The sequence below is a fragment of the Microvirga medicaginis genome, assembly GCF_052658925.1.
The window spans coordinates 110852-123796 of sequence record NZ_JBQWEL010000007.1 but is presented as its reverse complement, the minus strand read 5'-3'; the positions used below and the strand labels follow the sequence as shown (position 1 = coordinate 123796).

The 12945-nt window shown below is 60.1% G+C and carries 12 protein-coding genes; 1 reads left to right on the top strand and 11 read right to left on the bottom strand.

The annotated features are described in order from the left end of the window. Positions 1-44 precede the first annotated feature (44 nt). The 5 genes from ACUXUR_RS11530 to ACUXUR_RS11510 all read right to left on the bottom strand — a co-directional run bounded on the left by ACUXUR_RS11530 (position 45) and on the right by ACUXUR_RS11510 (position 4299). Entirely contained in the window at positions 45-869 is an 825-nt protein-coding gene (locus ACUXUR_RS11530; protein ID WP_445502489.1) for an IclR family transcriptional regulator, read from the bottom strand. Positions 870-1075: 206 nt separating this feature from the next. Continuing rightward, entirely contained in the window at positions 1076-1876 is an 801-nt protein-coding gene (locus tag ACUXUR_RS11525) for an SDR family oxidoreductase (RefSeq protein WP_445502488.1), read from the bottom strand. Positions 1877-1917: 41 nt separating this feature from the next. Further along, the gene (locus ACUXUR_RS11520) at positions 1918-2829 is read right to left on the bottom strand and encodes an NAD-dependent epimerase/dehydratase family protein (RefSeq protein ID WP_445502487.1); all 912 of its coding nucleotides are present in this window, start codon (positions 2827-2829) and stop codon (positions 1918-1920) included. A 70-nt stretch (positions 2830-2899) separates the two neighbouring features. Next, a complete protein-coding gene (locus ACUXUR_RS11515) occupies positions 2900-3871 on the bottom strand; it encodes an NAD-dependent epimerase/dehydratase family protein (protein ID WP_445502486.1) in 972 nt (323 codons plus the stop codon). Positions 3872-3933: 62 nt separating this feature from the next. Further along, positions 3934-4299 (bottom strand): cupin domain-containing protein, encoded by a 366-nt coding sequence (locus ACUXUR_RS11510; RefSeq protein ID WP_445502485.1) that lies wholly within the window; start codon positions 4297-4299, stop codon positions 3934-3936. A gap of 155 nt (positions 4300-4454) precedes the next feature. Here ACUXUR_RS11510 and ACUXUR_RS11505 point away from each other — a divergent pair, with 155 nt between their 5' ends. Next, positions 4455-4916 carry a type II 3-dehydroquinate dehydratase gene (locus ACUXUR_RS11505; RefSeq protein WP_445502484.1) on the top strand — a complete coding sequence of 154 codons (462 nt, stop codon included), beginning with the start codon at positions 4455-4457 and terminating at the stop codon, positions 4914-4916. Between the two features lie 26 nt (positions 4917-4942). On the opposite strand, the gene ACUXUR_RS11500 is transcribed toward ACUXUR_RS11505, so the two are convergent. The 6 genes from ACUXUR_RS11500 to ACUXUR_RS11475 all read right to left on the bottom strand — a co-directional run bounded on the left by ACUXUR_RS11500 (position 4943) and on the right by ACUXUR_RS11475 (position 12891). Beyond that, positions 4943-6610 carry an FAD-dependent oxidoreductase gene (locus ACUXUR_RS11500; protein ID WP_445502483.1) on the bottom strand — a complete coding sequence of 556 codons (1668 nt, stop codon included), beginning with the start codon at positions 6608-6610 and terminating at the stop codon, positions 4943-4945. Positions 6611-6630: 20 nt separating this feature from the next. Next, complete coding sequence (locus ACUXUR_RS11495; RefSeq protein ID WP_445502482.1) at positions 6631-7572, bottom strand: NAD-dependent epimerase/dehydratase family protein; 942 nt, start codon at positions 7570-7572, stop codon at positions 6631-6633. 27 nt (positions 7573-7599) lie between these two features. Beyond that, positions 7600-9387, bottom strand: coding sequence for a thiamine pyrophosphate-binding protein (locus ACUXUR_RS11490; RefSeq protein ID WP_445502481.1), 1788 nt, complete (start codon positions 9385-9387; stop codon positions 7600-7602). Between the two features lie 343 nt (positions 9388-9730). Next, positions 9731-11260 (bottom strand): tripartite tricarboxylate transporter permease, encoded by a 1530-nt coding sequence (locus ACUXUR_RS11485; RefSeq protein ID WP_445502480.1) that lies wholly within the window; start codon positions 11258-11260, stop codon positions 9731-9733. A gap of 31 nt (positions 11261-11291) precedes the next feature. Beyond that, positions 11292-11819: a tripartite tricarboxylate transporter TctB family protein gene (locus ACUXUR_RS11480; protein ID WP_445502479.1), complete on the bottom strand. Its 528-nt coding sequence runs from the start codon at positions 11817-11819 to the stop codon at positions 11292-11294. A 64-nt stretch (positions 11820-11883) separates the two neighbouring features. After that, positions 11884-12891, bottom strand: a complete 1008-nt coding sequence (locus ACUXUR_RS11475; protein ID WP_445502478.1) for a Bug family tripartite tricarboxylate transporter substrate binding protein — start codon at positions 12889-12891, stop codon at positions 11884-11886. Positions 12892-12945: the final 54 nt, after the last annotated feature.

The following is a 12945-nucleotide window of genomic DNA, read 5'->3' as shown; positions in this document are numbered from 1 at the left end:
GAAAGAAGGGCAGCGACTTCTCCATCGCTGCTCGTCCTGTTCGATCAGGCCGGCCGCCGATAACCCAGTTCCTCCGACAATTCAGCCGCCGTTGTCCGGACGCGTTGCGTGATTAGGTCCATCCTCTGGAGGTTCATGCGCCAGATGGGGCCGGACACACCGACCGCCCCGACAGCCTGCCCGGTGAAATCGTAGATGGGAGCAGCGACACAGCGCACTTCGTCGTTGAACTCCGCATCATCGAACCCGACGCCGGACTGCCTCACGCGCTCGATCTCGGCACGAAGCTGCGTGGGATCTGTAATTGTTTTCGGGGTCCAAACCTGCAATTCGGCGCTCGCCAAATACGACTCGAATTGGGCCTCCGGCATCGCGGCCAGGAGCACCTTGCCAAGTCCCGTGCAATGAGCTGGACGAAGTCCGCCCGCGCGCTCGACGAGTTGGAAGGCCCCTGTCCCCGCCACCCTAGCCGCAATGACTACATCATTGCCGGAGCGCAGCGCCAAGTGGCTGCTCTCGCCGCTCTCCCGCGCCAATTCTTCGAGGAAGGGCGTTGCGGTCGCAATCAGGTCGACCTCGCTCGAGGAGCTGGCCGCCAAGCTGAAAATAGTGCGCCCTAGGTGGTAGCGCTTGGTCGCTTTGGCCTGCCTAACCACCCCGAGTTCAACCATTGTGCGGACAAGGTGGAAGGTGGTGCTTGTGTGCAGCCCCACGCATTTGGACAGCTCCGCAAGACTGATCCCTTCCTGGTGCTGGGCAATATGGCTCAAAATGGCAAAGGCGCGCTCAATCGACTGGACTCCGCTCCGCTCCTTGCTCGTATCATTATCAAGTTTCACAGGCTCTTGAACGGACGAGGTCTGTGCCATGTTGTGAACTCCAATTCGATCACTGGAAAAGCCTCAGCAGGTGTTTTGGCGCGCAGCCTTGGCAGAGCGGAGGCTTTTCATCGTTATAAGGGGCGTTTAGGTGGAACTCCATATGCCATGTTGCGAAATAGTGGGAGGTTCCTTCCAAAATAATGCGACTGATCGCCTTGCCCTGCCGCCATCATTCAAAGAAAGGCGATTATAGCCTATTTCCACCCCATCATTTCCACTCCGCCGCAGACGCTGATGGCTTGGCCGGAGATTGCCATGCCGAACGGGGAGCAAAGATACAGGGCCATGTTGGCGATATCCTCGCGCTCCACCTTCATCCCGAGGGCAACGGGATCCAGCACCCTCCGCTCCATGTCCCCGGGAGTCATCCCCAAAGCTGCGGCGCGGCGCTCCACGAGGCCTGAGAACCGTGTCGTGTTGACGTGGCCCGGCAAGATCGCATTGACGCGGATCCCATCACGTCCGACTTCCATCGCGAGACTCTTGGTGAAGCCGATCACCCCCCATTTCGCGGCGGCATAGGGTGTACGGTTCGGATAGGACAGGCGCCCGGCTACGGAAGCAAGGTTGACCACGTGCCCGGAGCCTTCCCTGCGCATCAGCGGCACGGCCCGCTTGGCACAGTGAAACATGCTCTCGACATCGATGGCAAGGGTTTCCCGCAGCGCCTCGGCGCTGACATCGGTGATACCACCCGTTGGCCCCGCAATGCCGGCATTGTTCACGAGGATGTCGAGGCCGCCGAACCGGCGCTCCACCTCATCGAACATGGCGTTGACGGCTGCGGGATCGGAGACATCCGTGCGGCTTGCCGAGATCTCCGGAATGTCCGTCTTGATTTCATCAATCGCCTCCAGCGCCACATCGCAGACATGGACACGCGCTCCGGCAGTCAGAAATCCCTCGGCGATGACGCGGCCGATGCCTGCGGCACCGGCTGTTACGACAACGCGCTTGCCGGAGAGGTCTACAGGTAAGAAACGCTGCTCAGTCATTGTCATTGTGCTCCTTTCGCTTGTCCGAGTGGAAAGACCGTTCAGACGGCTTCCTTCAGCAGCGACACGGCGCGGGCATCGTATTGCGCATCGAACCCGAGCACCTCACGGCTCCGCGTCAGATCGTAGAGAGGCGCGAAGGGATTCTGCTCGTAGATTTCAGGACGGCGGACTTCCGGCAGCCGGCCGAGCACCCGCGCGAGCCGCTCAAGGGTGGGTTCGGGCGAAAGCGTCACATTGGCGGAAACGAAGAAGCGGTCGAAGCCGGTATATTTCATCTCGAGCGCGAGGCGGAATGCGCGGGCTGCGTCACGCGGGTCCACATGATGCCAGCAAGGACCGCCGCCCGCAGAGGATGGGCCGCCGGCCGGAGTGCCCTTGTAAGTCTCGGGCGACATAGATCGCGCACGGATCTCGCCGTACATTTCCGGATAGGCTACGAAGACGGGACGCAGCACGATCACTTCCATCTTGCCTCGCAAGGCAAAGCTGCGGCCCAAATCCTCGCCGAGCAGCTTGCTGAGGCCATATGGATCGGTTGCGTTGAGAGGGTGGTCCAAATCGACTGGCAGGTATTCCGGAGAGTGCATTGCCCCCTCACGCACCGTAAAGCCGACCACGGAATCACTCGAGCAGATCACGACCCGCTTGACGCCCGCGTCCTCTGCCGCGGCAAGGAGCAAGTAGAGACCGACGACATTCACCTTCATGGTCGTCTCGCCGGTGCCCGACCAGATGTTCGGGATAGCGGCGACCTGGATGATCGCATCCTGTCCTTTCACGGCATCCGCTACGGCAGCGGGATCGGTAAGATTGCCGACGCGCCAGTTAATAGGCGCGCTTCCCTGCTTCAAATCGAAGCCGGTGACCCGGCAACGTCCTGTCAGTTCCCGTACGATCGCCTGACCGAGAAGCCCGCCTGCGCCAGTGACCAAGACATTTTCGTATTTCATGACTTTTCCTCTTGAGAGACGATGCGTCCCCCTTTTCTCGTTTCAACAGGCCCTCGATGAAGCTGTGTCATCACCGTTGAAGGAGTTCCACATTGTCCTTCATCCAGGCCGCAAAAGCGGCGACGCCCTCGGTCAGCGGCAGCGAGGGCTTATAGCCTGTATCGTCCTTCAGGCGCGTGCCTGCGAGCGGTCCGCGCATCCGGTTGTAGGTGGTCCATGGCATGGTCCCAGGCCCGACCTCGACGACGGCGCCAGGCACCGCGGCCCTGACAGCCTCGGCCACCTCATAGGTTGTCCAATTCCGGCCGTGCCCGAGATGATAGATATCGTAATTGAGGGTCGGCGCATTGTAGGCTGCGAGCAGCCCCGACGCCACATCGTCCACATGCGTGAAACTCGCTGCGAAGTCGCCGCCGCCGGCCTCCCGAATCGGAATGCCCAGAACAGCCTCGCGCAGGAAGGCGACGACAGGCCCTCGTGGAAGATCGCGCTCGGCGGGAACCAGCGGCGGACCGTAAACAAAGGAGATCCGCACCGTCGCCGCCGAGAGACCATATTGCTTACGATACATTCCGACAAACAATTCGCCGGCAGCCTTCGTGGAGCCATAAAGAGTGGATGGAGAAAGGGAATGATCCTCGATAAGAGGCTCGTCGAGACGCATATCCTTCTGGAAGACCGATCCTGTGCTCACATAGATGAAGCGCCGCCAGCTCCGAAGCCGCGCCAGTTCCAGCAGCGCGGCCGTCGCAGTCGCATTGGTTTGCACCGTCTCCCACGGAATGGCATGCGCTACCCGATCGTTCGGCACCGCCGCCGTATGAACACAGCCGTCGATGTCGTGCGCCGAAGTCACAGCAGCGAGAGAGAACGGGTCGTCGAGAGCGCAATGCACCCATCGAACGCTTCCTCCGAGCTGATCGACGATCGCCTGCGGGACGGGCGAGCGGTGCTGAGCAACCACGTCCATCCCGGCTTTCACCGCAAGCCTGACGACGGTCAGTCCCACATGCCCTGTCGCGCCAGTGACCAGGAGTGCCATCTCATCCCCCGTTACATCAAAAAAGGCATGATTCCTCTTTTCCGAATTCCGTGAGGCGTTGATCACTCGTCATAGATGGGCGACGTGATCACCAGGAACACGAGGTTTTCCAGGCCAGTGTTATAGAAGGCATGCTCGACACCTGGCGGAATGAATACGACGTCGTGCGCACGCACGACCTGCTTCACATCGCCATGCTCGAACAGTCCCTCGCCCGAAAGCACGTGATAGATTTGCTCCTGCACCTTGTGCTTGTGGCGCGCGACATAGGCCATGGGAGCGTACGAGGAGATCCGATGATCGATCTGCTGCGCCCCGAGTCCCTCCAGGTCGACGAGAGGCTTTGATAGTGCCCCACCATGATGACCGGGAAACTCCTTCCACGGCACTTCAGCGATATTGCGGATTACAGCCTTCGGCTCGCTCATGTCCCTACTCCCCTGCCTTCTGAATAACTTTTGACATTTCGCTATGTGAACTGTCTTATGTCAATGTAGAATATTGAGATATCTACGGGGCGAATGGATGCGCGTCCTTTCCGCACCTCACCATCCCAAACCGCAATATCATGACGAGGGCCACGATGCAGGCAACGAAACGCTGGAAAATCCTGATGCTTCAAGGCGCCAACATGAATTATCTCGGGCGTCGGGAGCCTGAGCGCTACGGCACCACGACTGCAACGGAAGTCGACGCCATGATGAGCGCCTACGCGGCCGAGCGTGGCGTGGATCTCGAGATCTTCTACACCAACATCGAAGGTGAAGCGATCAATCGGATCTATCGCGCTAACAATGAAGGTATGGACGGATTGCTCATGAATCCCGCCGGTTTCCAATATGCCGGCTTCGCCCTGCGCGACTGCCTCGCCGCCGTTAAACCGACCCTGCCCTATGTGGAAGTTCATATCACGCACCGCTCCATTACGGGCGGCCTTCAGACAGTGACGGCGGAAATGTGCGAGGGCTTGGTGCTTGGCTTCGGCACCGATTCTTATCTGCTCGGCTTCGACGGATTGTTGCGGATCCTGGAGCGGCGGCGATAATTCCGCCGCCATGTCTTGACCGGCCATCATGGCAGTGCCGCCGCGTCTCTTGCCGCCACATAGCCAAATGTCAGAGCGGGACCCAAGGTGATTCCGGGGCCGGGATAGGCCCCATTCATCACCGAATTCATATCGTTGCCGCAAGCGTAGAGACCAGGGATCGGTGTACCATCCTCCATGAGGACCCGAGCCCGTGCATCCGTTCTCAGGCCGGCAGCTGTACCGAGATCCGCCGGATAGACGGCGACTGCGTAATAGGGCGGTTTGCGGATCGGCGCAACGCAAGGATTGGGCCTGACGTCTGCATCGCCCAGATGTCTCTGGTAGATGTCTCCTCCCCGGCCGAACTCGGGATCCTCTCCTATCTCTGCTTTCGCATTATATGCATTGATAGTGTCCTGCAGCGCCTGCGGCGGCAGGCGGAGCTTGTCTGCAAGCTCCGTGATCGTCTCCGCACGATAAAGATAGCCACTCGCAATATCGTTCTTGCAGGATAGGCTGAACGGCTTGATGCGGCCCAAACCGTATTTCCAGAGGAAGCCGCTGTCGCAGATCAGATAGGCGGGAATGGCGCTGTCGGGTTGGCGCAGCATGGCCAGTACGAATTCATGGTAGGAGCGGGCCTCGTTCACGAAGCGCCTGCCGTTGCGACCCACTGCGATGAGTCCCGGCTTTCCGCGATCAGTGACTGTATGCGGGAACACGCCTTGCGTACCGTCCTTGCGCATGAAACGCGATGCCGGCACCCAGAAGGCGCGATTGGCGGCACGCTCGTCAATGCGTCCACCCACGGCGCGTGCCAAACTCGCACCTGATGCCGCTCCGGAGGAAATCGTCGCCGAGACTGCCTGCGCTGCCGGAGGCAAATGTGCCTTACGAAGATCCAGATCGTGAGAGAAGCCGCCACTCGCCAAGATCACGGCCTTGGCTCTCAGCTTCGCTCTTTCTCCATCTCGGCAACCGATCTCGACACCGCAGACGCGGCCCTCCTCGACGATCAGCCGTTCGACGGCGGTGCCAAGGCGGATATGAACGCCCATTTCGAGTACCGATTTGAACAGCCGCCCCGTCAGCGCATTGCCCAGATAGAGGGTCGTCCCGCGCGGTGCCGTCATCCGCTGCCTGGCATAGCGCGCGAGGAGCTTCATGACTTTCCACGTCGATGCCGGCCGCCGAAACACGTTGCGCAAATGCGGAATGTCCGCGCGGCTGATCATCATGCCGCCGAACAAGGTGAATTCCGGAAGAGGCGGCCGCAACAGGGCGAACTTCTCTCCCAGCTCTGCCCCGTCGAAGGGCTGCGCCTCAAGCACGCGGCCGCCGGACGTGGCGCCGGGAAGATTCGGATAATAATCGGGATAGACGGGAACGGGCTGGAATTTCAGTGACGTCTTGCTTTCGAGATACTCGACCGCCTCCCCTGCCCGCGCGAGAAACGCTTCCCGCACGCTCTCGTTTTCAAGACCGAAAGCGGTTTCGCGCAGGTAGGTCCGCGCCGCAGCGATCGTATCGCCCTTCTGCTTGGGATTGGCCGGCATCCACACCATTCCGCCGGAAATGGCGCTCGTTCCGCCGATCAACGGCGTCGCTTCGAGGAGAGCGACGCGGCCTTTCTCCGCAGCCGCCACGGCTGCTGCCGTGAGCCCGGCCGCGCCGGCCCCCACGACAACCACATCGTATGTCTTCTCGCTCATCGGCCCGACCCCACGTCAGATCAGGATGACCGCTTTGCCGCGATATAAGCAGCAAACCCGTCGCGCATCGAGAAGCGCGGCAGATAGCCGAAAGCCTTATGGGCGCGGTTGCAATCCAGCGCCCCTTTGCGCACGGCAACGATGCCAGGTGCGACCTCGTAGTCACCCGCCGAGATCGCGATATCCGCTCCAGGGACAAGTTCGCGGATGATCTCGACCATCTCACCAAGACTCAAAGCCACTCCGGTTGTGATGTGATACGTGTCGTGCTCGTGCTCACGATGATCGAGGGCCTTGACGATACCCTGCACGAGATCGTCGATATAGATCTGATCAACCCGGTAATCCGCGCCGCCTGCCACGTGCAGCCTGCGCCCTTCGATTGCCGCATCCAGGAACGTCTTCGGAATCCGCGGACGCGGAAGCTCGGGTCCATAGACCCAGCATGTCCGGATATTGATGACCGTCTTCCCGTTGGCACGAGCAAAGTCCCTGGCGAGTTGCTCCACGGCAAATTTCGAGATGCCATAGGGCTGCACCGGAAAACAAGGGTGTCCCTCGTCGATCGTGTCAGCCTGGAAGGGGCCATAGACCTCCTCCGAAGAGAGATTGATCATGCGCGGCACATCCAACAGGCGCATGGCGGAAAGCACGTTCAGTGAGCCCTCCACATTCACGCGCATCGTGTAGAGCGGACTTGTCAGGGAATTGACGATCCCGACGACAGCGGCACAGTGAATCACGGCATCGGGTCGGGACGCCTTCATCGCCTCGGCAAGTTGCGGCCATTCGGTCAGCTCGCCGGGGAAGAAGGACACGTTCCGATACTGCTCCCGCAACCGCTTCAGTGCAGGGCCCTCGGCTATGTCGAAGGCAGCAATCTCGTCCCCACGCCGGGCAAGGTTTTCCGCAATAGCGGCTCCGATGAAGCCGCTACCGCCCGTCACGAATATTCTGGCCATTGCGCTTCCATCCTCTCCGGCTTCGTCTTACACCAGCTCTGCAGGCAGGATACGCTTTCCGAAGACCGGCTCTTTGTAGGGCACGGGCGGCAGTGACCAGGCGCCGGTCGCCGGCGGGCGAACATCGGCATCCACATGCACATCGATAAGATAAGGCCGATTGGCGCGAATCGCGTGCTCCAGTGCACCCGCGAAATCCTCGGAACGTGTGACCGTGACTGCCTCCACGCCCGCGGCCCTCGCCCACATGGCGAAATCGGGATTGTACGGCTCGCCGTTCGGGCCGGCATAGAATGCCGTTCCGATCTCGCGCCCATTGAACAAGCCATACTGGATATCGCGGATCGCGCCCCAAGCAAAGTTGTTCCACACCACCCATACGACAGGGATGTTGTATTCCACCGCGGTGCACAGGACGTGAGGCACCATGGCGAAGCCGCCATCGCCACACACAGAGATCACAGGTCGGTCGGGTGCGGCCAGTTTGGCGCCGAGTGCGCTTGATGGTCCGAAGCCCATGCCGGAGAAGCCCCAGCTGTTGAGCATCGTCTGCGGACGCCGCGCCTTCCAGAACTGCATGAACCAATTGTGATGGACGCCGGCATCGAAGGTAATGATGGCATCGTCCGGCAGGACGTCGCGGCAATCGGCAACAATGCGCTCCGGCCGGATCGGCTTGGTGTGCAGATCGAAGTTCGGCCTCGTGAAAGCGTCCCATTCATCCCGCCAGCCGTTGATCTGATTCAGCCACTCCCGATTACGGGGTTCAGCGGTGACGCCGCGCTGGTCAAGAGCAGCCAGGATCTGCCTGAGGAAGCTGCGCGCATCCGCAAGGATCGGCAGATCCGGGGCATAGTTGCGCCCGAGCTCGGCATGATCGACATCCACATGAATCAGCTTGGTGGTCGGGAAGTTCCAGGAATAGCCCGGCATCCAAGAGGACGAAGAGCGATCATCGAAGCGCGCGCCGACGGCTAAGACGAGATCGCTGAGGCGGCCGGCCTGGTTGGCAGGATAAGCGCCATTGCGCCCGATGAATCCGAGCGAGAGCGGATCCTCCATATCGATGCAGCCCATGCCGTTCGGCGAGCTGATGACGGGGATCGACAGCCGGTGCGCCAGTGCACTGAGCTCATCGCATGCTTCCGAGATCGCAACGCCGTGTCCGATGAAGAGCACCGGACGATTGGCAGCGAGCAGCATGTCCACAGCGCGCGCGACATCTTCGGGCGCTGCGGCGCTGCGGCGTTCGTTGAGAATGGCGCGCGAACCGCTTTCAAGGTTGATGTCAGCCTCTTCCTGGAACACGTTGAACGGCACGTCGAGATTGACGGGTCCGGGACGCCCCGACAGCATGGTCGACATGGACTGGCGCAGAGCCAACGGCAGCATGTCCACCCGGGTGGGCTGGAAGCTGCGCTTGACGACCGGCCGCATGACGTTCGCAAAGTCGGCTTGGTTGTGCCTGTTGATCTCCTGAAATGGACTGCGATTGAACTGCGAGGTCGGGACATTGGCCGTAATCGCTAGAAAGGCCGAGGAATCGGTCAGCGCCAGGGCCGTTCCCATGACGAGATTGGCGGAGCCGGGGCCGCAGGAGGTCAGGGTAGCCACCGCTTCGTGTTTCACGCGGAAATAACCGTCGGCCATGTGAGCCGCCACCTGCTCGTGGCGGGGCGAAATCAGGGTGATGTCTCCCCGCGCCTCATAGAGCGCATCGAGCATGCCCACGTTGCCATGGCCGCAAATGCCGAAAACGTATGGGACTTTCTCTTTGACCAGAAATTCGGTGATCAGTTCGGCGCCCTTGGGCATCTCTATGTCCTCTTGGTTTTTCCTGGCACGAAGCCTGTTCATTACTCATAACGCATTTGTCATTTTGAAATGTCAATTGTCATTGTGAAAAAACGTAGGAGACAATGATGTTTCTCGCCGCACCCAGTAATCCGGTCACGACATTTCTCACTGCGGGCTGCGCGTATTCGCAGCTTTGTACTGCCGACCGATCGGCAGGCTGAATGCTGCTTAGGCTGGAGCGGCTTGTTTCTTACGATGCTGCAGCGGGCTTCAAAGATCTTTCAGCGACACTGTCCTTGCCGACCAAGGCGTTCATCGGCGAGTGCGGCGAGAGTCGTCCCTCTCGCCGCATCGATCCTGTTCACGCTGCTGATTGCCGGAAGCGGAAGCCCCGGAACAATCTCTCCCAACCTCTTCCGAGACCCCGCTTGAAGGCCTCGTTCTGCAGGCACAGGGACATAACAATGAGCGCCAGCAGCACCAGCGCGACGGGCCGGGTCACAAAGGGCTCGATGCTGCCGGTCGAACCCAGCAGAGCGCGACGCAGGCTCACGTCCGCCATGGAACCCAGGAGCACGCCGATCACGAGCGGAGCAACCGGGTAGCCGATCTCCTCGAGCAGATAGACCACCGCTCCGAAGCCCAGCATGAGATAGACGTTGAAGAGATTGAGCCCGAGCGCCCAAGACCCGAGAGTCGCCAGGAAGGCCACGACGGGCATGAGGATTGCGGTTGGAAGCCGCAGCACCATCACCGACAGACGCGCCATCGAAAGGCCGATCACGAAAATTCCGATGGCAGCCCAGAACAGCATCGCTCCCATTTGGGCGATAAAGTTCGGGAACTCGAAGGACAGCATAGGTCCAGGGCGAACGCCGTGCAGATTCAGTGCGCCGAGCAGCATGGCGGCCGGAGGAGACCCAGGGACGCCGAGAGTGAGAACAGGGATGATGGCTCCGCCGATGCAGGAGTTGTTCGCAACCTCTGGGCAGATGACGCCGGTCGGATTGCCCTTGCCGAAGGTCTCCGGATGGGGATCGGCTTTCTTTGCGGCATCGTAGGAGGCCCAGGCAGCGATATCTTCGCCAACGCCGGGAATGACCCCGACGCCGACGCCGATGGCTCCGGATCGAACGATTCCGACTTTTCTCTTCCAGAGTTCGCCCCATCTCGGCCACAGGCTGTTGACGGTGCGTACGCTTCCGGCCTGATCATCGAGATCGCGTAGAACACGAATAATCTGCGGAATGGCAAAGCCGCCCAGGATCACAGGAACGAGATCGATACCCCCTGCCAGTTCAGCGATACCGAAGGTGAAGCGAGGATAGCCTTGGATCGTCTCCATACCCACGGATGCGATGAGGAGGCCAAGAAGCCCTGCAATCCAACCCTTGGCAGGCATGTCCGGCGAGGTCAGCGAGCCGCAGATCAGCACGCCGAACAACGCCAGCAGGAAGAATTCGGCCGAAGTGAACTGCAGGGCAAGCTCGATCAGGATTGGCGAGAGAGCGATCAGTGCGAAGAGACCAAGAATCGTGCCGATCACTGAGGCCGTCGTCGACATTGAGATCGCCTCGCCCGCGCGGCCCTGTTGCGCCATGGCATAACCATCGAGAGCCGTGGCGGCTCCGGCTGCGCTGCCGGGAATGCCCAGCAGGATCGATGCATGCGACGGGCCGTAAATCGCCCCGACATAAGCGCCGATCAAAGCAATCATCGCGAGATCGACGGGCAGAGTGAACGTCACGGTGCTAAGCAGAGCGACGGCCAGCGTTGCGGTCAGACCCGGAAGTGCGCCGAAAATAATGCCGAGCGTTACCGACCCAGCCATGACGGCCATGTTGATCGGCGTCACCATGGCGAAGATTTCATAGATGAAGGAGAGAAGCATCGTCGTCACCGCGTTTCAGAGAGGTGGCTGTTCAAGGCATCGGCACGAAGAGGAATGTCGAAAACAGGTAGGAAATGACAAAAGGAACACCGACGGACACCGCGAGAGTGACAGCAACGGTTCGGACCCAATGATGCTGGGCGTCCTTCCACCAGAAAATCGCAATCGATGCGAAGAGAAAGATGCTGCTGGCGACGACGAAATTGATCTTGCCGAGGCCAAAGAAGATGTAGACCATCATCAGCAGCGTGATGATGATCGCCCTGTGGATCGGGCGGTTTCGTGGCAACCCACGAATCCAATTTGAGGTGGCCTCTCCAATTCCGTTGAACCCGCCCTCTTTGATCGCGGTCAGCAGGACGCGTGCGCTGAATAGGATCAGAAGCGCCCCCACGACGGTTGGGAAGAGCCCTGGTGAGAGATACCATTGCGCGGCACCGCCGGTGAGGGTGCTCGTCCACGGCATCTGTGATCCGGAATAGATCACGGCAACACCAAGGCCAATCATGGCGCATGAGGCAACGACGTCAGCGCGCCGAAGTGACTTGTGCGGCAGCATATCCTGCTCCTTGAAAAGAAGTGGGACGGCGGACCATGGAGACCCGCCGCCATTTCCAATGGATTTAAGGCTTTGCGATGCCGAACGTGTCGGGAGATTTCTTGGCAACGCCAAGTTCGTAGAGTTTCCAGCTCATGGCGTCCTCCATTTTCTGGAGGCTCTTTTCGGCTGCGTCGCCATACTCGCCGTAAAGCTCGAACATGCGCTCGCTTCTGAGCGACTGCACCTTAGGATCGTCCATCGCTTTCACGAAGGCTGCATCGACCTTGGCCACGATCTCCGGGGGAGTATCCTTCGGGATGGCCATGCCAAGCCACTGGCGAGCGGGGATCTTCTGGATGTCAGGATACTTGGCGCCGGCCGCTGGAATCATTCCAATCTTCGGAAACTCGAAGGGCTTCATCTCAATCATCGCAAGCGGGCGCAGCTTGCCGGCGCGAATGAATTCGGCCTGTTCGGCAATACCCGTCACAACCGCGTCGACTTCGCCGGTGAGACCCGCCATGTGCGCCGGGCCGCTGCCGTCATACGGGATGTAGTTCAGTTCGACGCCAGCGGCCTGCCCAAGAGCGAGGGCCTTCATGTGCCAAACACAGCCGATAGGGCAATGCCCGACCTTCACCGACTTCGGATTTTTTCTTGTTGCCTCGATCAAATCATCGAGGCTCTTATAGGGAGAATCCGCCCTGACGGAGATTACGCCCGGCGCGCCCGCGACAATGTACCAGCGCCAGTCCTTTGTCCCAGTATTGTGGAACTCCATGACCTTGACGATCTGCTGCGCTTCTGAGGCCCCAAGCCAAGTGTAGCCGTCATGAGGCTGCGACCAGACGTGGTTCATCGCGACGCCGCCGCCGCCGCCCGTGCGATTGGATACGTTGATCTTGCCACCGAGATGCTTCTCCATAGCCTGCGCAAGATAGCGGTTTGTCGTATCCGTACCGCCGCCGGCTGCAGCCCATACCGACAGATCGATCGGCCGCGACGGAAAGTTCTGTGCGAATGCCGATGATGACAGCACCATCGCACCCGCAACGAAGACCGCCTTCTTGAGCCATTTCCTTGATTGCATCGTTTTCTCCCTTAGCGCCTGAATTCGCGTTTTTTCTTCATGATGGCCGTCCGT